Consider the following 21,941-nt stretch of genomic DNA (forward strand, 5'->3'; position numbering starts at 1 on the left):
TTGGTTTTAGGGTTGAAAGCTGTTTAGGGCATGATCCCGCCCCAACGGGCCGCATTAACGCAAAGCGAAAACCTGTTTTCGGAAAAGATCATGCGAACCAAAAGGATAAAGCGCCGGGTCTTTTTCAGCAAAGCTGAAGCAGCCGCTAGCGCCGGCAATCCTGCGCCAGCCGATCGAGCGCCTGGGAAAGCCCCTTCATCGAGAACGTATCTGTCGTTTCGGTCCCCTTCGCCGACACGCCCTTGACCACGACATCGGCGGATTTACGCATCGCCTCGACCATCCGCTCTTCCTCGGCGGCGTTCTTGATCCACAGTCCGTCGCCCTGGGTGTACATCGCGTAAGTCGCGCCACCGACTTCCAGCGTCGATTCCGAACCCGGCTTCAACGCATAGCCGATCATGACCGAGACTTCGTTGACGACCTTTTCCGCCGGGCGCGTGGAGATGAAGGCATAGGCCGGATCGCGTGGACGATTCGGCGGGTTGGTTTTCGAAGACGCGGGCTTCGCAAGCGCAAAGCACACCTTCTTGCCGTTCGGCGCCGCCGTGTAGGCGCCCCAGGTGCCGAACTGACCGATCAATGTCGGCTCCGCGCCGCCCGCAGCCGCCGGCTTGGCTTCGGGAGCCGCTGGCTTGGTTTCCGGCTTCGCCGGTGCAGGCTTCGCCGCAGCTTTCGGCGGCGCACTCTGCGCCGGTGCCGGGACCGCGATCCCACACATCAGCACACTCGCAACCAGAATTATCGGGATTCGCCGCACGGACATGACCGAATCTGGTTCCCTCATCATTGTGACTGGAAGATGGCCCGACATGCGGTCGTCGCGGCGCCGATGGATAGCGGGGAAATATCTTTTTGGGAAGCAGTTACGGATTCCCGACCGGCCTATCCGACGACGCCGCGGCGCGTTTGCAGCGGCGGTCCCGTTCTTAACTCCTTGCGCGCGCTGCCCGTTGTTTTTCCCACTGCGCGTCGGTCCATTGCAGCAAATCCTCGGCACCGGAGCTGCGCAGATGCGCGCCGCCATCCTGCACCACCATCTCGCCATTGATGTAGCCGGCGGAGTCCGAGATCAGGAAGCTCGCGAGATCCGCGAGTTCACGATGTTCGCCGGGCCGTCCGAGCGGATTTCGCGACGCCCAGTTTTCATCGCGGCCCTCGGGCCGCAGCTGTCCCGATGCGCCCGCGGTTGGAAATGCGCCGGGCGCGATCGCCACCGTGCGAATACCTTTGGGCCCCCATTCCACCGCAAGGCTTTTGGTCATCGCAAGAACGGCCGACTTCGCCATCGCGGACGGCACCGTGAAAGCGCGGCCGGTAATGGTCGAGGTCGACAGGATACTCAGCACCACCCCCTTGCGTCTGGCTTCAATCCAGCGGCTGCCGGCGGCGAGCGTGCAATACATCGTGCCGTGCAGCGTCGGCGCGAGGATCGCATCCGCGGCGCGGAACGACAGATGCTCGGTCTGCGCGATGAAGGTCGCGGCGGCGTTGTTGATCAGCACGTCGATCGGCGCTTCACGCCAGATCGCGTCCATCATGGCATCGACATCAGCGCCATCGCGAATGTCGCATTGGACCGCCGACACCTTGCCGCCGAGATCGCTGCGCAGCTTTTCGGCCGTGTCCTCCAGCAGTTCGAGCCGGCGACCGCAGATCACCAGTTCAGCGCCCAGCTCGACGAAACGGCGTCCCATCGCAGCGCCGAGTCCGGAACCGCCGCCGGTGATCAAGATGCGCTTTCCCGCCAGCAGGCCTTTTTCAAACATCGTTTTTGTTCCTTCGCGCTATATTGTCGCCCGGCCTCAAATCCGGCATGAAGCATCCAGCCTTATTTGTGCGTCTGAAAGTCAGGTGTGTCCATGAAAGCCATCCTCTGCTCGCAATACTGCCAACCCGACGATCTCGTGCTGGCCGATGTGGCCGATCCCGTGGCCGAGGCCGGGCAGGCCGTGATCGCGATCAAATCGGCGGCGCTGAATTTCTTCGACCTGCTGATGATCCAGGGCAAATACCAGATCAAGCCACCGTTTCCATTTTCGCCGGCGGCGGAAGTCGCGGGCGTGATTGAAAGCGTCGGCGCCGGCGTCACCGACCTGAAAGTCGGCGACCGCGTCGTGGCGTCCTGCGGTCACAACGGCGCCCGCGAAAAGATCGCGCTGCCGGCGGACTCCATTGTCAAGATTCCCGACAATCTGGATTTCGATCGCGCCGCCGGAATCATCATCATCTATGGCACCGCCCTGCATGCGCTGGAAGATCGCGCCAGCTTCAAGCCGGGCGAGACCCTCGCCGTGCTCGGCGCCGCTGGCGGTACGGGGCTTGCGGCGTGCGAGCTCGGAAAGCTGATGGGCTTGAAGGTGATCGCCTGCGCGTCATCGGACGAGAAGCTCGAATTCGCCAAAGCGCACGGCGCCGAGCTCACGCTGAATTACGCGAAAGAGGACCTCAAGGAAGGCTTGCGGCGGCTGACCAACGGCAAAGGCGCCGACATCATCTTCGACCCGGTCGGTGGCGCCTATGCCGAGGCCGCGCTGCGCTCGATCGCATGGGAAGGCCGCTTCCTCGTCATCGGCTTTGCTGCGGGTGATATTCCGAAGATGCCGCTCAACCTGGCGCTGCTCAAAGGCTGCGATATCCGCGGCGTGTTCTGGGGGGCGTGGGCGCGACTTAATCCGGACAAAAATCGCGCCAATCTGGAGAAGCTGGTGAAGTGGACCGCGGAAGGCAAAATTTCGTCGCATGTCGACCGCACCTTCCCCTTGGCGCAAACCGCCGATGCCCTGAAGGTGTTGGCTGGCCGCAAGGCGATGGGCAAGGTCATCCTGCATCCGTAAGACGGAACAAGGATTCAAATTTACTAAAATTTAAAGTTAAAAGCACAGCGCGCCTGAAAACGCTGTGCACTTCACGACTATGCCTCAATCAAACCTAAATATCTCCCAATTTAGGCCGAACGAGGCCGTTTTTTGGGCTGATTCCCCGTGCGATTTAGTGTTGAGTAGTGGGCGCGCGGGGCCAATAAGAACAAGGGGTGAACCCCGTGCTGCCCAAGTGTAGCGTTATGGCTGTGGGGAGGCATTACCATGCTGGAGAAGACAGGGCGTTTTCAGTCGGATTCGGGTCTCGAGAACTTTGACACCGACACAAACGGCCCCCGATTTGGGCGGTATCCCTATCCCCCGGCGAACGGACCCCGCAGGGGCGTCGTTCCGGATGATTCCGTTCCGCTCTTTCTCTCGGACGACGTCGAAGATCCCGAACTGCAAAATTTCGTACCCGTCCGGAAGCGCCATCGGGCGCGGGCGATCACCGTTTCGCGGATTCTGGGAGGCTGTCTGGCGGTGGTGTCGGCGGCTATTATCGCATCGCTGTTTTCGGCGGACACCACGCGCGCCCTCATCATCAACGCCAAGGCCTCGCTGGCAGCCGTCTCGTGGGGTCAACCCGGTCCATCTCAACCGCCTGCGCCCAAGGCGCAGCCCGCGAACCCTGTCCAGCTAGCGACGACGGGAACGCAAGCAACTGCTAATGTTCCGCCTCCCCCGGCGCCCGCGCTCGCTCCGACACGCGAGGAAATCTCCGCTGCGCTCAAAACCGCCCGTCAAAGCCAGGTTGCGATTGTTCAACCGTCCGTTGCCGCTCCAGCTCCAGTTCCGCCGGCTCCATCGGCAAGGAAACTCGACGCCGACACGCTGGCCGGCATGATGAAGCGGGCAAGGAGCCTGATCGCGACCGGCGACATCTCATCGGCCCGATTGCTGCTGGAGCGGGCCGCCGAGGCGCAGGAAGCCAGCGCCGCTTTTTTGCTTGGCCAGACCTACGATCCAGCCGTGCTGGGAACGCCGGATTTGCGTAGCATCACGCCAGATCCGGCGACGGCACGCAGCTGGTACGAGAAAGCGGCCCAGCTTGGATCTCCGGATGCGCAGCAGCGGCTCGCGCAGATGCGGAATTGATTTACATGTTGGGGGACAAAATGCGTCGTTTAAGTCGTTTAATGGGATTGGCAATATTCGCCCTTGTTATGGGTTGTGGTTTGGTGGCGCGAGCCGAGGAAACGGAATTTGACCCGGCCAAGGTCAGCGACAGTCTGAAGGCGATCTTCCAGTTTGGTTCGGTCACCACCAAGCAGGCCCTGAACGAGAACACGGTGACGTGTATCACCGGCACCATCGGCGGCACCTATGTCCAGATCGGCGCCGACCTCGCTTCGGTGCTCGATGACGGCAATAATCTGCGCGTGCTGCCCATCGTCGGCCGCGGCTCGGTGCAAAGCGTCGCCGACATCCTGTTCCTGCAGGGCGTCGACATCGGCATCGTGCGCGCCGACACGCTCGACTATCTCGAGCGCAAGGGCTTTGCCAAGGACATCAAGAGACAGTTCACCTACATCACCAAGCTCTACAACGAAGAAATGCAGGTGATCGCGCCGAAGTCGATCCACAGCCTGCGGGATCTGGAAGGCAAGACCGTCAGCGTCGACCTGCCGAACGGCAGCACCTTCGTCACCGTGTTGACGGTGGCCGAACGGCTCGGGATGAAGGCGAATTTCGTCTATATCGAGCAGCGCATCGCGATGGAGAAGCTGAAAAAAGGCGAGCTCGACGCCGTCATCGTGGTCGGCGGCAAGCCGTACAAGTCGGTTTCGACATTCGACAATGATGGCCGCTTCCATCTCGTGAAGGTGGACTACGAAAAGCCGCTGCAGGGCGATTATCTGCCGACGACGCTCACCTCGAAGGATTATCCAAACCTGATCGCGGACGGCGAGACGGTGGACACCATCGCGGTGCCGGCGCTGCTCGCCGCCTACAACTGGTCGCCGAAGACCGATCGCTACCGGAAGCTTACGAATTTCGTGAATGCCTTCTTCACGAAATTCCCGCAGTTCCAGAAGCCGCCATTCCATCCGAAGTGGAAAGAGGTCTCGCTGTCGGCGCCTCTCGCCGGCTGGACTCGTTTTCCCGCCGCCCAGGACTGGCTCGACAAGCACGGCATCGAACCGGTGACGCGCGAAAGGTTCGAGACATTCCTGCGGCAGAATCCGGCTGCGGCGAAGATGCAGACGAGCGACGACAAGGAAGCCTTGTTCAAGCAATTCCAGGCGTGGGAAGCTTCGCAGAACTCAAAGGCTCAGGCGCGCCCAACCCCGCGCTAGAGCATGATCCGGAAAAGTGGAAACCGGTTTTCCGAAAAGATCATGCTCAAACAAAAAAGATAACGCTAGAGCATGATTCAACCCAATTGAGTCATGCTCTAGCGACCGGCGTTCACTCGGCCTCGGCAAGCCCGCGCTTCAACACAGCGCGGGCTGCTTCGCGATGATCGGGCGTGATGTGAGACGCGACCAGCCGGATCGCGGTGGCCAGCACCGCGGCGTCATCGGTAAAGCCGAGCACCGGCATCATGTCGGGAATGAAATCGAACGGCAGGATAAAATACGCGAGCGCGCCGAGTAGCGTCGCCTGGACATGGCGCGGCGTCTGTTTGTCGAACGCGCAATAATAGGCCGCGAGCAAATCCTCGGCGAATGGAAGCTGCGCCACCACCCGCTTCAGCTTGATCCAGAAGCGCCGGCGCACGCTTTCACGGTCTTTTGCCAGCCTGTCGGCTGGCTCAAAACCCATGGTGTGTTCGGTTGCCATCGTTCGGCGCTCCCGTTACGGCCACGGTCAAAAGCCGCGGCAGGCCCCCTCAAGCTGGGGACGTCACACCGTCCCTGCAAGATCGATCAAACCTGTCAGGCCACCCCGATTTGACTGGCGATCGCATCCATGGCCTCGGCCAGTTCGATGTCGAGAGCGGTGACGCCGCCGGCGTCATGGGTGGCCAGCACCACTTCCACCGTCTTGTAGACGTTCCGCCACTCCGGATGATGGTCGTTTTTCTCCGCCACCAGCGCGGCACGGGTCATGAATCCGAAGGCCTCGTTGAAATCCTTGAACGTAAAGGTGCGGCCAATCGCCTCGCGGCCGGACATTTCCGCCCATCCGGGCAGGCTTTTCAGGGCCTGTTTTCGTGCCTCCACTGACAGCCGCTCCGCCATGATGTTCTCCCGTTTCAAGCGATCTTCGCCGTTCTAACACCGTCGGAGGGCCCCCGGATCCATCCCGAAAAGAGTTCGCAAAGCAGGGGCCGGGTTAGCCGGAACAAGGCCGTGGCCGGTAACCATGACACAGATGTAACCCCGTATCGGCGCGAAATTTGCTACAATTCGAGCTTAGCCCCGTTGGCAACACGAAATTGACCCTCAAACGGTTGTTCGGAGATCAATGACCGACGGCCCGGATCTCATGGAACCGTCAGTGTCGTCATCGCCGCGCCCGGCGCAGCGGCGAGTGATGTTCGTCATCCTCGCAGGAATCCTCGCCGTCATCGGCGCGCTTGCCGGCGCCTATTATTTCGAGATGCGCCCGGTGGTGTTGCGGATAGCGGTCGGTCCCGCCAATAGCGACGACCTCAAGGTGGTCCAGGCACTGACCCAGGGTTTTGCCCAAACCCATAGTCACATTCGCTTGCGCCCGGTGCCGACCGATGGTGCGGCCGCGAGCGCGCAGGCACTCGCCGATCGCAAGGTCGACCTCGCCATCATCCGTGGCGATCTCACCGTGCCGGACAATGCACAGGCCGTCGCGACGCTGCGCAAGAACGTCGCGGTGCTGTGGGTGCCTCCGGCGGCAAAGGGCAAGGGCAAAAAAGCCGGGCCGAAGATCACCAAAATCGCGCAACTCTCGGGGCGCCGCATCGGCGTCATCGGCCGCACGCCGGCCAATATCAACTTGCTCAAGGTGATCCTGCAGCAATATGGCGTGGATCCGGCCAAGGTCGATATCGTCCAGTTCCCGGTCAGCGAAGTGACGGAGGCGATCCGCGGCCAGAAGGCGGACGCCTATCTCGCTGCCGGACCGGTCAACAGCAGGATCACCGCCGACGCGATCGCCGCATCGGCGCACGATGGCGGCGCACCGACATTCCTCGCGATCGATTCCGCCGAGGCGATTGCGCAGAACCATCCCAATTACGAAGCGTCCGAAATTCCCGCCGGTGCCTTTGGCGGCTCGCCCGACCGGCCCGATGACGAGGTGAAGACGATCAGCTTCGCCCACCACATCGTTGCCCGCAAGGACCTGCCGGAATCGACCGTCGCTGCGTTCACCCGGCAATTGTTTGCGATCCGTCAATCGGTGATGGCGGAGTTTCCGCTGGCTGCGAAAATCGAGACGCCGGATACCGACAAGGATGCCGCGATCCCCGTGCATCCGGGTGCGGCGGCTTTTGTCGACGGCGAGGAAAAAACTTTTCTCGACCGCTATAGCGATTACATCTGGTGGGGGCTGATGGGCCTGTCGGCGATGGGTTCCGCCGGCGCGTGGTTCGCAGGCTATCTGAAGAAGGATGAGCGCAACACCAATAGCTCGCAGCGCGAACATCTGCTGGACATGCTGACCGCTGCGCGCCGTTGCGATTCCATCGAAGATCTCGACCGGATGCAGGCCGAGGCCGATGCAATCCTGCGCGATACGTTGCTCTGCTTCGAGCATGGTGCGATCGCGGAGGGCGCGTTGACCGCTTTCAACATCGCGCTGGAGCAGTTCCACCACGCCGTGGCCGACCGCAAGGCCCTCTTGATCGGCACACCGCAAAACCCGCAGCGCGCGGGCGCGCAATTCCGGGTCACCGGAGCGTTATAGACAGCCGTTCTGTAATCGAGCCGTCACACAATCTTTCTAGGTCTGTCAGCGTCCTCAGCACATCCTGTTGGCCGACCAAGGAGGCTCGCATGACGATCAAGATTCCCCGTAAAGATTTCCGTGGGCTTTCCCGCCGTCGCTTTCTTTCCACGGCCGCAGCGACGGGTTTTGGCGCGATCGCGATGCCCTATCTCAGCCGCGCCGCCGACCGGCCGCAGATCACCCATGGCGTGCAGTCCGGCGACGTCGGCGCCGATGGCGGCGTGGTGTGGTCGCGCGCCGACCGTCCGGCGCAAATGATGGTCGAAGTGGCGACCACTGAATCCTTTGCCAATGCGCGGGCGCTGCCACCGATCGCAGCGCTGCCGGAGAGCGACTTCACTGCCAAGATGCTGGTGGAAAATCTTCCCGCCGGACAGGATATTTTTTATCGCGTCCGCTTCCGCGATCTGTCGCACACCGATGTGGTGAGCGAGCCGGTGGTCGGCCGTTTCCGCACCGCGCCGGCGGACCGCCGCGACGTCAGCTTCGTCTGGGGCGGCGACGTTGCCGGACAGGGCTGGGGCATCAATCCCGACGATGGCGGCATGGTCACCTACGCCGCCATGCACAAGCACAAACCGGATTTCCTGCTTCACTCCGGCGACACCATCTATGCCGATGGCGTCATCCAATCGGAAGTGAAGCTCGCCGACGGCAAGATCTGGAAGAACATCACCATTCCTGAAAAGGCCAAGGTCGCCGAGACGCTCGATGAATACCGCGCCGCGCATAAATATAATTTCCTCGACAACAATGTGCGCGCCTTCAATGCCGAGGTGCCGATCTTCGTGCAGTGGGACGACCACGAGGTCACCAACAACTGGTCGATCTCCAAACAGCTCCCGGATACCTACAAGGTGCGCGACATCACCCTGCTTGCGGCGCGCGCCTCCCGTGCCTTTCACGAGATGTATCCGATGCGCGAGAGCATCGTCGAGCCGGGCCGGGTCTACCGTACCCTCAATTACGGACCGCATCTCGACGTCTTCATGCTGGATGAACGCAGCTATCGCGGCGGCAACGGCCCGAACCTGCAAACCACGTATGGCCCTGACGCCTACTTCATCGGTCCCGACCAACTCGCCTGGCTGAAGCGCGCACTGTTGAACTCGCGCGCCACCTGGAAGGTGATCGCATCCGACATGCCGCTCAGCCTGCTGGTTTACGATGACGCCGCGGCGAAGAAAGGCTCGGAAGCATTCGCGCAGGGCGACGGTCCGCCGTGCGGCCGCGAACTCGAGATCGCCGACGTGCTGCGCTTTATCAAGACGGCCGGGATCACCAACACCGTGTGGCTGACGGCGGATGTGCATTACGCCGCGGCCCACTATTACAATCCGGACAAGGCGCAGTTCCAGGATTTCGAACCGTTCTGGGAATTCGTTTCCGGGCCATTCCATGCCGGCACGTTCGGGCCGAACGAACTCGACAACACCTTTGGTCCTGAAGTGAAGTTCGTCAAAGCGCCGGGCGCGGACAAGCAGAACCTGCCGCCGTCAGACGGAATGCAGTTCTTCGGTCATGTGCAGATCGAGGGCAAGACCGGCCGGATGACCGTGACGTTGCGGGATCGCGCCAACGTGGCTCTGTGGTCGACCACGCTGGATCCGAAGCTCGGCTAAGCGCATCGTCGTTTTTTCGAACGCGGCGCTGGGCGGGCGAATGTCGCTCGTCCCGGCTTCGGCCGTTGGCTAGCAGCCCTCAGCGCCGCCACAGGGGCGGCGCGTCAACGCGGCTTGGAGGGCTTCGGTTGAGAAGGGTTTCGGAAGCCGCGACCGGTCCGAGAACGCCGTGGGAAGCCTGACGTCGGTGCCGTAGCCGGTGACGAAGACGAAGGGAATCTCCAGCGCATCCAGCCGCTCGGCAATCGCAAAACTCTTTTCGCGGACCAGGCCGACATCGAGCAAGGCAAACTCCGGCGCGCGGTCGGCGATCATCTGAAGCGCCTGCGCGACACTTCCCGCGGTGCGGACCGTCTTCACGCCGAAGCCTAGAATCGTGTCCTCGAAGTCGAGCGCGATGATAGGATCATCTTCGACAATCAGCACGTCGTTGGGCATCGCGGTGAAGGAAGCGGGTTCCATGATCTCGCCGGAGGTCAAGATTTGATCGCCCCCGGCGGACGCCCGGAGGGGGCTGCTGGCCGGTTCCTCCGAAGAGCGCACCGACGGTTCCCAATCTGAAACCACCACACTGCCGTTCCACTGTCTGTTCACTAGTGAACACAACTTGACGGCCGGATCGATTATTGTCGGCCCGGGGAAATGGGACCTCCAGATGCTCGCGCGACATGACCAAACGGCCGGCGACCGGCCCTTCAACAATCTTTTGCGCCGCTTGAGCGCCGCCGATTTTGCTTTGATCGCGCCTCATCTCGTGAGTGAAGACGCCAAGGCCAACGACCTGCTTTACAGCCCCGGAGACGACGTCGAGACCGTGCATTTTCCGTGCGGCCCGAGCCTGGTTTCTTACATGGTCACCAACGAGGACGGTCGCGATGTCGAGACCATCCTGATCGGCCGCGAGGGCGCGGTCGGCGGCATCGTCAGCCAGGGCTATCTGCCGGCCTATACCCGCATCATCGTCAAATTCGGCGGGCCCTTCGTGCGGCTGAATATCGGCAAGCTCGAAGCTGCGAAAACAAAATCCCCGACGCTGCGCAACATCTTCGCGCGCTATGCCGACTGCATGCTCGCCCAGATCTTTCAATCGACGGCCTGCAACGCGATTCATTCAATCGAGCAGCGCACCGCGAAATGGATCATTTCGGCGATGGAACGTGCCGACGGCAACGATGTCGTGCCGTTGACACATGAGCAGCTGGCGACGCTGCTGGGGGTCGGCCGCAGCTATACCAGCCGCGTGATCCAGACCTTCAAGGCGGAGGGGGTGCTGGAGACCCGCCGCGGCTCGATCCTGATCCGTAACCCGGCTGCTCTGCGGCTCCGGGCCTGCCAGTGCAACGAGGCCGTCAAAAGCCACTTCGAGGAGGTTTTACGGGGCGTCTACCCCGATCCCGAAAAAGACAATTAAACCGGGCCCCCGCAAGCAAAAATGAGTGCGCAGGGTCTGATTCAGGGACCTGAATCAGACCCTGGGCGTTATTTTTCTGTTTGGGGCATGATCTTTTCCGAAAACCGGTTCCCACTTTTCGGGATCATGCCCAAAATGCGAAACAAGCCATTGTTTTTTAGCGTTTTCTGAATATATTGCGCCGCAACGAGTAAGGTGTGCCCGGTCCTTTTGGCCGGGCTTCCTTTTTGGGGCGCTGGACGCCCCTACAGATTTCAGGTTTTGAGCCCGATCCGGAAAAGCGGATCCCCGTCTTCCGTCGAGATCGCGCTCCAGCCCTTGTCCGAGCCAGAAGAACAGCCATGAACCTTCGCAACGTCGCCATTATCGCCCACGTCGACCACGGCAAGACCACGCTGGTCGATCGCCTGTTGCAGCAATCCGGCACCTATCGCGACAACCAGCGGGTGGTTGAGCGCGCGATGGACTCCAACGATCTGGAACGCGAGCGCGGCATCACCATTCTCGCCAAGGCCGCCTCGGTGCAGTGGAAGGACACCCGCATCAACATCGTCGATACGCCTGGTCACGCCGATTTCGGCGGCGAGGTCGAGCGCATCCTCAACATGGTCGATGGCGCGCTGGTGCTGGTGGACGCCGCCGAAGGCCCGCTGCCGCAAACCAAATTCGTGGTCTCGAAGGCGCTCAAGGTCGGGCTGAAGCCGATTGTCGTCATCAACAAGGTCGACCGCCCCGACGCGCGGCCGACCGAAGTCATCAACGAAGTGTTCGACCTGTTTGCGGCGCTCGACGCCAGCGAGGAGCAGCTCGATTTTCCGATTCTGTATGGCTCGGCCAAGCAAGGCTGGATGGCGGAAAGCCCGGATGGTTCGCACGACGCCGGCATGCAGCCGCTGTTCGACCTGATCCTGCGTCACGTTGCGCCGCCGACGGTCGAGGAAGGTCCGTTCCGCATGATCGGTACCATTCTCGAGGCCAATCCCTATCTCGGCCGCATCATCACTGGCCGCATCACCTCCGGCAGCATCAAGCCAAATCAGGCCGTGAAGGTGCTGAGCGGTGACGGCAAGCTGATCGAGCAGGGTCGCATCACCAAGATTCTGGCATTCCGCGGCATCGAGCGCACGCCGCTCGAGGAGGCCGACGCCGGCGACATCGTCGCCATCGCGGGCCTCACCAAGGGCACCGTCGCCGATACCTTCTGCGATCCCAGCGTCGATACGCCGCTGGTGGCGCAGCCGATCGATCCGCCGACGGTGTCGATGTCGTTCATCGTCAACAATTCTCCGCTCGCGGGCACCGAAGGCGACAAGGTGACCAGCCGCATGATCCGCGACCGCCTGCTGCGCGAAGCCGAGGGCAATGTCGCGCTGCGCGTCACCGAGGCCTCCGACAAGGATTCCATGGAAGTCTCGGGCCGCGGCGAATTGCAGCTCGCGATCCTGATCGAGACCATGCGCCGCGAAGGCTTTGAGCTCAGCGTGTCGCGGCCGCGCGTCGTGCTGAAGAAGGACGACGCCACCGGCAACTGGCAGGAGCCGATCGAAGAAGTCGTGATCGACGTCGACGAGGAGCACTCCGGCGTCGTCGTGCAGAAGATGAGCGAACGCAAGGCCGAGATGATCGAAATGCGTCCCTCCGGCGGCAACCGACTGCGGCTGGTGTTCTACGCGCCGACCCGCGGCCTGATCGGCTATCAGGGCGAACTGCTCACCGATACCCGCGGCACCGCGATCATGAACCGGCTGTTCCATGGCTACGCGCCATACAAGGGCGACATCCAGGGCCGTCGCAACGGCGTGTTGATCTCCAACGATCAGGGCGAGGCCGTCGCCTACGCCATGTTCAAGCTGGAAGACCGCGGCCCGATGATGATCACGCCCGGAGCCAAGGTCTACAAGGGCATGATCGTCGGCGAGCACACCCGCGACAACGACCTCGAGATCAACATCCTCAAGGGCAAGCAGCTCACCAACATCCGCACCACCTCGAAGGATGAAGCGGTGCGGCTGACCCCGCCGATCCAGATGACGCTGGAAAAGGCGCTGGCCTATATCGAGGACGACGAGCTGGTCGAAGTGACCCCGAAATCGATCCGGCTGCGCAAGAAGTTCCTCGACGCCAACGAACGCAAGCGCGCGGAAAAGACCAAGGAAGCGGTGGCGTAAGCGCGGACTATTGGCTTAGTCGCGGCATTTCCATATTGATCGTCATTCCGGGCGCGCGAAGCGCGAGCCCGGAATCCATAACCACGATCGGGAGTATGGATTCCGGGCCTGCGCCAAGCGGCGCATCGCGGAATGACGACGGTGTATTGACCCATGCCCCTTCCCTCCTCCGTCGATGTCGCCATCATCGGCGCCGGCGCTGCCGGCCTCGGCGCCGCCAACGCGCTGAAAGATTCCGGCCGGTCGATCGTGGTGCTGGAAGCGCGTGACCGCGTTGGCGGGCGTGCCCATACCATCATGGCGGCAGCGGATATCACCTTCGACCTCGGCTGTGGCTGGCTGCATTCGGCCGACAAGAACCAGTTCGTCAAAATCGCCACGCAGTTGAATTTCGAAATCGACAAGACTCGTCCGCCTTGGCGCGAGCAGAGTTTTGACACTGGATTCCCGCTTGCCGAGCGGCTGGACTTCAACAAGGCGCTCGACGCGTTCTATGACCGCGCCGAGGAGGCCGCGAAGCAAGCCATTCGCAGCGGCAAGGACGCCGCTGCGAGCGCGTATCTGGAGCCCGGCAACCGCTGGAATCCGATGATCGATGCGCTTTCAACCTACATCAATGGCTGCGAGCTCGACGCCGTCTCGATCCTCGATATGGACGCCTACGAGGATACCGAGATCAATTGGCGCGTGCGGCGCGGCTATGGCGCGCTGATATCGGCTTACGGCACCTCGTGCCCGGTCGCACTCAACTGCATCGTCACACGGATCGATCATTCCGGTGAGCGCGTGCGGATCGAGACCTCGCAAGGCGCGCTCACGGCGGACAAGGTGATCGTCACCGTTCCGACCAATCTGATCGCCGATGAGGCCATTCGTTTTCATCCTACACTGCCAGCGAAAATCGATGCCGCACGCGGCCTGCCGCTGGGTCTTGCCGACAAGGTGGTGCTGGCGCTCGATGAGCCCCAGGAATCCAGGGGTGCCCTGCCAAAGGACGGCAATCTGCGCGGCGCCACCATGCGCACGGCGATGGGCAGTTATCATCTGCGGCCGTTCGGGCAGGCATGCATCGAAGGCTATTTCGGCGGAAGCTTCGCGCAGGAGCTGGAAGATGCGGGCCGTGGCGCACTCGCCGCGCAAAGCATCGACGAGATCACGGCATTGCTCGGCAACGACTTTCGCCGCAAATTAAAGCCGCTGGCGGAATCGCGCTGGTCGCACGACCCGTTCGCGCGTGGCTCTTATTCGCACGCGCTGCCCGGCCATGCGGGCCAACGCGCAGTGCTCGCGGCTCCCGTCGATGGGCGCTTGTTCTTCGCGGGCGAAGCCACCTCGCCGAACTTTTTCTCCACCGCGCATGGCGCGAGGGATTCGGGCGAGAGGGCGGCGGGGGAAGTGCTCCGGGCTATTCGATAACCCTTGCCCTCAGCTCCGCGTCGGGCACAAAACACGCCTCATACTTGCCGAAAATCCGGTAGCGATTGCGCGCGACGAGGCTGTACACCGCGTCACGCAACGGCTTCGGCACGATCCGCAGCACGCGCGCCCATTGCCATCCCGGCAGTTGGCTCAACACCGTCAGCGCGGCGTCGGATTTGAAATAGGCGATGCCGCCATGGACAACCGCGTTGGTATCGGGATCGGCGGGATCGATGCCGAAAGCCTGTGCCAAGCGTGTACCGTAAGCGGACTGGACGGCGGTAAAGCGAAAACGGCGGTTCACATCACGCGCAGCGATGAATCGGACCCAGCGCGAGCAGAACACGCAGACGCCATCGTAGAGGATCACGTCATCATCAGGCCAGGCGTTCGAAGCGCCCACCGTCATCGCTTCTTGGTCGCGACCGGACGCGATGCTTTCAGCGCGTCGTCGAGCGCGGGGCCGAAGATCTTTTCGCCGCCGTCGGTCTCCGCCAGAGAGTGGCCCTCGCTGCCGAACGCCGGCAGAACCCGAAAATCCACCTTGTCGCCGCCGGCGCGGAGCGCATCGGCCATCGCCTTGGAAAACTCCGGCGAGAAATAGCTGTCATTGGTCGCCACCAGCCATGTCACCGGCACCTGCGCATCCTCGCCAAACTCGGATGCGGCGGAAATCAGCGTGTGCGGGGCGCAGACCTGATTGGGGACATCGTTGGCATGGCCGCCACGCCCCGGCGCGAACGCAATGATGGCCGAGATCGCCTTCGGATCCTCGCCGGCAAGGGCCAGCGCCCCCCAGGCGCCGGCCGAATGCCCGACAATGACCGCCCCATCCCGACGGACGAAGGGCTCATCGCGCAGATAGTTGAGCGCCGCCTTGATCGAATCGGCGGTCGCATAGCCCGCGCGGGAATAATTGGCCTCGTCGCAGCCGCCCTGGTCCTCGAGATATTTTCCGCCGGTGGCGCCATGGCCCGGCCGCTCCGGTACCAGCACGGCGTAGCCCCGCGTAACCAGCCAGGCCGCCAAGGCGCGGTACTCGGGCTGCGGCATCTGCGCGCGACGCAGCGCGTTTTGCGTCGAGGCATGCGCGATCAGCGCCAACGGAAACGGACCGTTGCCCGGGGGACGGAACAGCACCGCATGCGCCGCGACATCGGGATCGGGCGAGGGCAGCAGCCATTGCTGCCGGCGATTTGGCTGGCCTTCCGCGCCTTGCGCGCCGAACTGGGTTTGCGCGATCGCGCCTTGCAGGCCGACGGAGCTGAACACGGCGAGAGCGAAAAATAGCTTGCGGAACTGCATAATCATACCTGACACGGCGAAAGTACGGGATCGAATCGGCGGGCACACTACCTGCGGCGAATCAGATCGGGTGCATTTTTTCGTGAGCAGATCCCGCCTCGAAATTCTGTTTGGAGCGCCCCTGACGCGCCAACCGGCAATCGGCTGCCGGCCTGAAGCACTTCACTGTCCTTTTTCGGCACAGCCAGCGGCAAAACTGATGCAGAAAATCCACAGGTTAACCGATAATTAACGATGGACCTTGAAGCCGGCGCGCTGACTTGCTTTGATCGTACCCATGAGCACAACCCTGATCGAGGTTCGGCCGGCCAAAGCTGCGGATGCAGCCGCGGTGGCGTCCACCCATGACGAAGCCTGGCGTTCGGCCTATCAGGGCATCATTCCCGGTGCCGAACTGGAGAAGCTGATCAACCGCCGCGGTCCGCAATGGTGGGACAGCGCGATCCGCAAGGGCAGCCGCGTCAGCGTGCTGGTGTTCGGCGACAAGGTCGCGGGCTATGCCAATTACGGTCGCAACCGGGCCCGTAGCCTGCACTTCGAGGGCGAGATCTACGAGCTTTATCTGCGCCCGGAATTCCAGGGCCTCGGTTTCGGCCGCCGGCTGTTCACAGCCGCCCGGCGCGACCTGTTGCAGAGCGGCCTCAAGAGCATGGTGATTTGGGCGCTCTCCGACAACGATCCGGCGACGGAGTTTTATCGCGCCCTCGGCGGCCGCATGGTGGCGCGCTCGTCGGAAAAATTCGGGGCCAAGTCGCTCGACAAGGTTGCCTTCGCCTGGACCAACTGAGGTCTTCGAATCGGCCGGGTGGCGCTTGCCGCGTGGGAAGCCGACCTCGCCTGTGCTACGTCCTATTCAGCATAACCTTCAAATCTCGCGGAGCCCCGCATGCGTATTGACGCCATCTCGATCGGAATCGACCCACCGCGTGAGGTCAACGTTATCATCGAGGTGCCTGTTGGCGGCGAGCCGATCAAATACGAGATGGACAAAGAGGCCGGGACGCTGGTGGTCGACCGGTTTCTCTATACCGCGATGCGCTATCCCGGGAATTACGGCTTCATCCCGCACACGCTGTCGGGCGACGGCGATCCATGCGACGTGCTGGTGGCGAACACGCGCGCGATCGTGCCGGGCGCCGTGATGAGTGTGCGGCCCGTCGGCGTGCTCCTGATGGAAGATGAGGCAGGCGGCGACGAGAAAATCATCGCGGTGCCGACGTCGAAGCTGACCCAGCGCTACGACAAGGTGAAAAACTATAACGACCTACCCGACATTACGCTGCAGCAGATCCAGCACTTCTTCGAGCATTACAAGGATCTCGAAAGCGGGAAATGGGTGAAGGTGCTGCGATGGGGCAATGCCGAGGAAGCGCACAGGCTGATCCTGGAAGGCATCGAGCGGGCGAAGAAGAAATAGGTGTTGAGACGACGCCCGTCATTCCGGACGGGTCGCGAAAGCGAACCGATCCGGAATCTTGGGATTCCCCGATGTGCCATTGCACATCTGAGCTTCGCATCTTCGATGCGCCCCGGAATGAGGGTCTCTCAAACCGCCGGCGCCGGCAGGCCGCGGATGGCGCAGGCAGCGCGCAGCGTGTTCACCAGCAGGCACGCCACCGTCATCTGACCGACACCGCCGGGCACCGGCGTGATCGCCCCCGCCACGTTCAAGGCTTCCTGAAACGCGACATCGCCGACCAGACGCGTCTTGCCATCGGCCTCCTGCAGCCGGTTGATCCCGACATCGATCACGGTGGCGCCCGGCTTGATCCAGGCGCCGCGCACCATCTCAGGCTTGCCGACGGCCGCATAAACCAGGTCGGCGCGCGCGCACAATTGCGCAAGCTCGCGCGAGCGCGAATGCGCGATCGTCACCGTGGCGTTTTCATTCAGCAGCAACTGCACCAGCGGACGACCCACCAGATTGGAGCGGCCGATCACGATGGCGTTCATGCCTTCGAGCGAGGCATGCACGCTCTTGGTGAGAATAATGCAGCCGAGCGGCGTGCATGGCGACAGCGCGGCCGATCCGCCGGCGAGGCGCCCGGCATTGTTCGGATGCAACCCATCGACATCCTTGGCGGGATCGATGGCGTTGATGATGGTCTCGGTGTTCAGTGATTTCGGCAGCGGCAATTGTACCAGGATGCCGTGCACGGCGGGATCGCGATTGAGCTTTGCGATCAGTGCCAGCAAATCGCTCTCGGCGACATCGGCCGGGAGCTTGTGCTCGAACGACGCCATGCCGGCGGCCTGGGTCTGTTTATGCTTGCTGCGGACATACACTTCACTGGCGGGATCGCTGCCGACCAGCACCACCGCAAGACCCGGCGTGAGTTGATGTTCGCGCTGCACGCGGGCGACTTCATCGGCGACGCGTGCGCGTAGCTCCGCGGCAATGATCTTTCCATCGATGATCCTGGCCGTCATCTCAATCCTTTGTCTACAATCCATCCGGCTTCGCGGCGGTTAGTTTTCGCAATACCTCACCAAGCTTTGCGGGATCGCCATCGACGGCCACTTGCTTGAGACGCGAAGTCACGCCCGACAGGATCCGCACCTTGGCCTTGGGCACGCCGAGCGCTTTCGCCAACATCTCCGTCACGGCGCGATTGGCCTCGCCGCCTTCAGCGATGGCGCGGACGCGCACCTTGACCACGGCCCGACCGTTGGCGAGCGTCTCAATGCCGTCGATGTCGTCGCGACCGCCGCGCGGCGTCACGCGTAAAGCAACGCTGATGCCTTGAGCTGAGTAACGCCAGGGATCCATCAGACTCCGTCGAACGTCAAAAACACGCGATCAGAATACGGCGGGGTAGATGTAATAGACGATCACCTTCTGGATAAACATGATGATCAGGATCAGGATGATCGGCGAGATGTCGAGGCCGCCGAGATTGGGCATGAACGAGCGGATCGGCGCCAACAGCGGCTCGGTGATGCGGTAAAGGAACTCCGCCACCGCCGCCACGAACTGGTTGCGCGTATTCACGACATTGAACGCGATCAGCCAGGACAGGATGGCCGAGGCGATCAGCAGCCAGACGTAAAGATCAAGAACGATGAGAACAATGTCGAGAACGGCACGCATGAAAGGCTTACTCGCGGGTTTCCGTCGCGGATTGGACTTCCCGCTAGATATCGGTTCCCTCCCTGCCAAACAAGGGAAGTTCCGGGCCAAGGGCATGGAAAACAACGATTTCGGCGTTCTTGACTTGCCCTTGGCGCGGATTGTAAATGGCGTTAACTGCTGGCCGCCTGCGATGATATCGAAGGCGGCCACGGAGGGGCCATAGCTCAGCTGGGAGAGCGCGTCGTTCGCAATGACGAGGTCGGCGGTTCGATCCCGCCTGGCTCCACCAGCCTTCGCAGGCTGCGCCTGCTTCGGCTCGGCGAGCCCTAACGTAGCGAGGGCTGCCGCGTCGTAGCCCATAGGGCGAAGACGGGCCTCGGCACCAAAAGCTCCCGCGGATAATTTCAGCGCCGCTTCTCCACAAAACTCGCGACGCCTTCACGAAAATCGCCGCCGCGCAGCGCCAGCAGCATCTCGACCGTGCGTTTGTTATTGGCTTGCGCACCCGGACGGCAATACTTGCAGCCGCATCGGATTAGTTGCCGTTTGGTTTTTGACAGCATCACACCGGAAGGTCCGAAAAGACTTCGGGAAAGCCCCGCGACAAAAACGCTTCGCGCTTATTCGGCGGCTTGCGCCATCAATGACATCGGCGCGCGGGCGAGCCAGCCCTGGAGAAATCGCTTCAGCCACGCGCGCTCGGTGACATCATGCACGGCACGATCGGCAAAGTGATGATGGCGCTCCCGCGCGCCCGGCAGGCCGAGGCGCTCGCAACCGCGCGTGGTCCAGCGATGCATCATCGCGTAGGTCACGTCAGGATGAAACTGGAAGCCGAACGCGTGACCCGCCTGGATCGCTTCCACCGGAAAGTCACTTCCCTCGGCGAGCAATTCGGCACCCGCCGGAAGCTCAAATCCCTCACCGTGCCAGTGATAGACGTGGTCAGGCCAATCCGGACAGAGCGAGAGACCAGCCGCCGTCGGCCGGATTGGGTAGTAGCCGATCTGCGCCCGGCCCTGCGGATGCGGCGCAACGCGGCCGCCGAGTTGCTTGGCCAGCATCTGGGCGCCCAGGCAAATGCCCAGAAACGGCCGTTGCTCGCGCAGCGGCACGGCGATCCAGTCGATCTCCTGGCGAACGTAATCATCCGGATCGTTCGCGCTCATCGGGCCGCCGAAAATAACCGCGCCGGCGTGATCATCCAGCGTCGCGGGCAGCGGATCGCCAAACCGCGGACGCCTGACATCCAGCCTGTGGCCGAGCGCCCGCAACACATTGCCGACGCGCCCCGGCGTCGAGGTTTCCTGGTGCAGGACGATCAGAACCGGTAGCAGGGGTTCGGGCGCTGGAGCTGCGGAAGCGGCGCCGGGGAGGCGCAGCACGGTTTCGTCATTGATTTCGACCGACTGAAACGACATCGTTTTCGTGTTGGCGGCAATGAGCCGGGAATCGTACCTAAGCAACCGTTAATTTCAGGTGAGCTTTGGGTCATGTTCAAAGCAAATCACGGGCCAAAAGCCGGATGCGAGGCAGCCTATCAGCGCTTTCGCAACTGAAAACGGCCGACGGCGGCCAGGATAAATCCGCGCGGAAACAGCCTCAGCAGCAGCGGCACGATCTTGATCCCGACGCCGGGCATCACGGCGCGTTTGTTCGACATCAATCCGCGGTACCCTTCCCGCGCGACGTCGGCTGCAGAGACGTTGAGAACTGCCGAGTCGAATCCGGGCGAAAACCCCGCCCTCGCCTGAAATTCCGACGGCACCGGACCGGGACACACCACGGTCACGCGCACACCGCGCGGCGCAAGCTCCTGGCGCAGCGCTTCGGTAAACGACAGCACATAAGCCTTGGACGCATAATAGATCGCCATCCCCGGGCCCGGCAGAAAGCCGGCGATCGAACCGACATTGAGGATGCCGCCGCGATGCCGGATCAGGCTGTCGGAAAACCGCAACGATAGTTCGGTCAGCGCGCGGATATTGACGGCGATGATGCTGAGCTGTGCGGCACGATCCATCTCGATCGCATTACCAAACAAGCCGAAGCCGGCATTGTTGACGACGAACTCGACATCCACGCCCGCTTCATCCAGCGCGGCGGCGATTTTATCGCCCGCATCGGGCTGCTCGAGATCGCATGGAATGACAATCGGCGCCGCGCGGCCGGCCACAGCGATTTCGCCTGCCAGCTTGTTCAGGCGATCCACGCGTCGCGCTACCAGCGCCACACGATGGCCGTTCGACGCGAACACGCGCGCGAACTCGGCGCCTATCCCAGCCGAGGCTCCCGTAATCAGCGTCACAACCTCGGTCACGATTCGATGCTCTTAGTTCGTTAACAAGATCAGCGGCCAGCGCCGGAAAGAGCATACGCTTTAGGCGGGACGGGCGTCACCTGCAAGTGACCCGCAGGCATAACGTCTTGCCCGAGATACAGAGGCAGAATTGAACAGCAATAATTGGGGGTCGACCGCAGCCGGGCGGCCGGCACATTAAAAATCGGTCATGTCGGGCGGCGCGTCACCGCACCGCACCAAAGCATGATCCCGCTCTGAAGAACCGCGTTAACTAAATGTAACGCGACGCGTCTGATCCAACCAAGCTGGAGCCAACGTTAGGTCGTAACACCAGCGATATCCGAGCCGCCCTTGACCGGCGCCGATCGCTTTTCGGCGACACGATGCTTGAGATCGATCCGGTCGCGCGACGACACTGCCAAAAGATCGGCCGCGCGCCACACCACGTTGTCCTCGAACTCGCTGACCTCACCATCGGCATATACCAGCTCCCACATCATTTCGACGATGCGAAGCCGGCCCTGATCGTTCACCGAACGCATAATGACGCTGGTGAAATGATAGAGATCCACCGCCTCGCCCTCGACCAGCGTCGCGGACGCGATCAACTGATCCGCGGTACCCGGATCGAGCCCGAAATGGCTTTCGAGCAGGCTGTGAAGCTTGCGCTTTTCAAGCTCCGACGGTTCGCCGTCGAGCGAAATGACATGGATCAAAAGCGCCGTGGCCGCGAGACGATATCCGGTATCGTCAAAACTCCGCTCGTGATGCCCATTGGGAGAAACAACGTCGGCAATGAATTGGCGTAATCCGTCCAGCATCAATCTCTACCGTAGTGGGTGAAACCCGTTGGCCGCCTCGCCGGCGGCGATGACCGATATATGGGCCGGAAAATCAACCCGCGC

The 21,941-nt window shown here is 62.1% G+C and carries 23 protein-coding genes and 1 tRNA gene; 11 read left to right on the plus strand and 13 right to left on the minus strand.

Annotated features, from left to right (window positions below; translation table 11 throughout):
* Positions 1–145: 145 nt before the first annotated feature.
* Together BLV09_RS24730 and BLV09_RS24735 are read right to left on the minus strand one after the other, a co-directional pair.
* Positions 146–766: an invasion associated locus B family protein gene (locus tag BLV09_RS24730; protein WP_100384887.1), complete on the minus strand. Its 621-nt coding sequence runs from the start codon at positions 764–766 to the stop codon at positions 146–148.
* A gap of 163 nt (positions 767–929) precedes the next feature.
* On the minus strand, positions 930–1,769 hold the full coding sequence (locus BLV09_RS24735) for an SDR family oxidoreductase (protein WP_146689254.1): 840 nt from the start codon (positions 1,767–1,769) through the stop codon (positions 930–932).
* 93 nt (positions 1,770–1,862) lie between these two features.
* On the opposite strand from BLV09_RS24735, the gene BLV09_RS24740 reads away from it, so the two are divergent.
* The 3 genes from BLV09_RS24740 (at position 1,863) to BLV09_RS24750 (ending at position 5,161) form a co-directional block, all read left to right on the plus strand.
* Positions 1,863–2,837: an NADPH:quinone oxidoreductase family protein gene (locus tag BLV09_RS24740; RefSeq protein ID WP_146689255.1), complete on the plus strand. Its 975-nt coding sequence runs from the start codon at positions 1,863–1,865 to the stop codon at positions 2,835–2,837.
* Positions 2,838–3,086: 249 nt separating this feature from the next.
* The gene (locus tag BLV09_RS24745) at positions 3,087–3,959 is read left to right on the plus strand and encodes a hypothetical protein (protein WP_146689256.1); all 873 of its coding nucleotides are present in this window, start codon (positions 3,087–3,089) and stop codon (positions 3,957–3,959) included.
* Between the two features lie 41 nt (positions 3,960–4,000).
* Positions 4,001–5,161, plus strand: a complete 1,161-nt coding sequence (locus BLV09_RS24750) for a TAXI family TRAP transporter solute-binding subunit (RefSeq protein ID WP_244549200.1) — start codon at positions 4,001–4,003, stop codon at positions 5,159–5,161.
* Positions 5,162–5,273: 112 nt separating this feature from the next.
* Here BLV09_RS24750 and BLV09_RS24755 read toward each other — a convergent pair whose 3' ends face one another.
* Together BLV09_RS24755 and BLV09_RS24760 are read right to left on the minus strand one after the other, a co-directional pair.
* The gene (locus BLV09_RS24755; RefSeq protein WP_100384892.1) at positions 5,274–5,648 is read right to left on the minus strand and encodes a YkvA family protein; all 375 of its coding nucleotides are present in this window, start codon (positions 5,646–5,648) and stop codon (positions 5,274–5,276) included.
* Positions 5,649–5,743: 95 nt separating this feature from the next.
* Entirely contained in the window at positions 5,744–6,049 is a 306-nt protein-coding gene (locus BLV09_RS24760) for a 4a-hydroxytetrahydrobiopterin dehydratase (protein WP_146689257.1), read from the minus strand.
* A 295-nt stretch (positions 6,050–6,344) separates the two neighbouring features.
* On the opposite strand from BLV09_RS24760, the gene BLV09_RS24765 reads away from it, so the two are divergent.
* Both BLV09_RS24765 and BLV09_RS24770 read left to right on the plus strand, forming a co-directional pair.
* Complete coding sequence (locus BLV09_RS24765; RefSeq protein ID WP_146691286.1) at positions 6,345–7,694, plus strand: TAXI family TRAP transporter solute-binding subunit; 1,350 nt, start codon at positions 6,345–6,347, stop codon at positions 7,692–7,694.
* An 89-nt stretch (positions 7,695–7,783) separates the two neighbouring features.
* Positions 7,784–9,358: an alkaline phosphatase D family protein gene (locus BLV09_RS24770; RefSeq protein ID WP_146689258.1), complete on the plus strand. Its 1,575-nt coding sequence runs from the start codon at positions 7,784–7,786 to the stop codon at positions 9,356–9,358.
* A gap of 69 nt (positions 9,359–9,427) precedes the next feature.
* On the opposite strand, the gene BLV09_RS24775 is transcribed toward BLV09_RS24770, so the two are convergent.
* Positions 9,428–9,820 carry a response regulator gene (locus BLV09_RS24775; protein WP_100387332.1) on the minus strand — a complete coding sequence of 131 codons (393 nt, stop codon included), beginning with the start codon at positions 9,818–9,820 and terminating at the stop codon, positions 9,428–9,430.
* A 193-nt stretch (positions 9,821–10,013) separates the two neighbouring features.
* Between BLV09_RS24775 and BLV09_RS24780 the strand changes: the two genes are divergently transcribed.
* From BLV09_RS24780 to BLV09_RS24790, 3 genes are all read left to right on the plus strand, one after another.
* On the plus strand, positions 10,014–10,769 hold the full coding sequence (locus tag BLV09_RS24780) for a Crp/Fnr family transcriptional regulator (RefSeq protein ID WP_146689259.1): 756 nt from the start codon (positions 10,014–10,016) through the stop codon (positions 10,767–10,769).
* A 341-nt stretch (positions 10,770–11,110) separates the two neighbouring features.
* Positions 11,111–12,937 carry a translational GTPase TypA gene (gene typA / locus BLV09_RS24785; RefSeq protein WP_100384896.1) on the plus strand — a complete coding sequence of 609 codons (1,827 nt, stop codon included), beginning with the start codon at positions 11,111–11,113 and terminating at the stop codon, positions 12,935–12,937.
* A gap of 153 nt (positions 12,938–13,090) precedes the next feature.
* Entirely contained in the window at positions 13,091–14,353 is a 1,263-nt protein-coding gene (locus tag BLV09_RS24790; protein WP_146689260.1) for a flavin monoamine oxidase family protein, read from the plus strand.
* Here the strand turns inward: BLV09_RS24790 and BLV09_RS24795 are convergent.
* Positions 14,343–14,759 carry a thiol-disulfide oxidoreductase DCC family protein gene (locus BLV09_RS24795; protein WP_244548819.1) on the minus strand — a complete coding sequence of 139 codons (417 nt, stop codon included), beginning with the start codon at positions 14,757–14,759 and terminating at the stop codon, positions 14,343–14,345. The genes BLV09_RS24790 and BLV09_RS24795 overlap by 11 nt on opposite strands.
* A 2-nt stretch (positions 14,760–14,761) precedes the next feature.
* Positions 14,762–15,661, minus strand: coding sequence for an alpha/beta hydrolase family protein (locus BLV09_RS24800; protein WP_146691287.1), 900 nt, complete (start codon positions 15,659–15,661; stop codon positions 14,762–14,764).
* Between the two features lie 277 nt (positions 15,662–15,938).
* On the opposite strand from BLV09_RS24800, the gene BLV09_RS24805 reads away from it, so the two are divergent.
* Both BLV09_RS24805 and ppa read left to right on the plus strand, forming a co-directional pair.
* Complete coding sequence (locus tag BLV09_RS24805) at positions 15,939–16,448, plus strand: GNAT family N-acetyltransferase (protein ID WP_100384899.1); 510 nt, start codon at positions 15,939–15,941, stop codon at positions 16,446–16,448.
* A gap of 99 nt (positions 16,449–16,547) precedes the next feature.
* Positions 16,548–17,078, plus strand: coding sequence for an inorganic diphosphatase (ppa, locus tag BLV09_RS24810; protein ID WP_146689262.1), 531 nt, complete (start codon positions 16,548–16,550; stop codon positions 17,076–17,078).
* Between the two features lie 128 nt (positions 17,079–17,206).
* On the opposite strand, the gene folD is transcribed toward ppa, so the two are convergent.
* From folD to BLV09_RS24825, 3 genes are read right to left on the minus strand one after another with little or no spacing between them, the layout of a single operon-like run.
* Positions 17,207–18,091 carry a bifunctional methylenetetrahydrofolate dehydrogenase/methenyltetrahydrofolate cyclohydrolase FolD gene (folD, locus tag BLV09_RS24815; protein WP_146689263.1) on the minus strand — a complete coding sequence of 295 codons (885 nt, stop codon included), beginning with the start codon at positions 18,089–18,091 and terminating at the stop codon, positions 17,207–17,209.
* Between the two features lie 13 nt (positions 18,092–18,104).
* Positions 18,105–18,431 (minus strand): DUF167 domain-containing protein, encoded by a 327-nt coding sequence (locus tag BLV09_RS24820; RefSeq protein ID WP_174556565.1) that lies wholly within the window; start codon positions 18,429–18,431, stop codon positions 18,105–18,107.
* A gap of 30 nt (positions 18,432–18,461) precedes the next feature.
* The gene (locus BLV09_RS24825) at positions 18,462–18,752 is read right to left on the minus strand and encodes a YggT family protein (protein ID WP_100384903.1); all 291 of its coding nucleotides are present in this window, start codon (positions 18,750–18,752) and stop codon (positions 18,462–18,464) included.
* A gap of 195 nt (positions 18,753–18,947) precedes the next feature.
* Here BLV09_RS24825 and BLV09_RS24830 point away from each other — a divergent pair.
* Positions 18,948–19,023: transfer RNA gene (locus BLV09_RS24830), tRNA-Ala, on the plus strand.
* A 331-nt stretch (positions 19,024–19,354) separates the two neighbouring features.
* Here the strand turns inward: BLV09_RS24830 and BLV09_RS24835 are convergent.
* The 3 genes from BLV09_RS24835 to BLV09_RS24845 form a co-directional block, all read right to left on the minus strand.
* A complete protein-coding gene (locus BLV09_RS24835) occupies positions 19,355–20,155 on the minus strand; it encodes a glutamine amidotransferase (protein ID WP_146689265.1) in 801 nt (266 codons plus the stop codon).
* A gap of 119 nt (positions 20,156–20,274) precedes the next feature.
* Positions 20,275–21,054: an SDR family NAD(P)-dependent oxidoreductase gene (locus BLV09_RS24840; RefSeq protein ID WP_100384906.1), complete on the minus strand. Its 780-nt coding sequence runs from the start codon at positions 21,052–21,054 to the stop codon at positions 20,275–20,277.
* A 299-nt stretch (positions 21,055–21,353) separates the two neighbouring features.
* A complete protein-coding gene (locus BLV09_RS24845) occupies positions 21,354–21,857 on the minus strand; it encodes a TerB family tellurite resistance protein (protein WP_146689266.1) in 504 nt (167 codons plus the stop codon).
* Positions 21,858–21,941 lie beyond the last annotated feature (84 nt).

This window comes from Bradyrhizobium canariense (assembly GCF_900105125.1).
Taxonomy (GTDB): domain Bacteria; phylum Pseudomonadota; class Alphaproteobacteria; order Rhizobiales; family Xanthobacteraceae; genus Bradyrhizobium; species Bradyrhizobium canariense_A.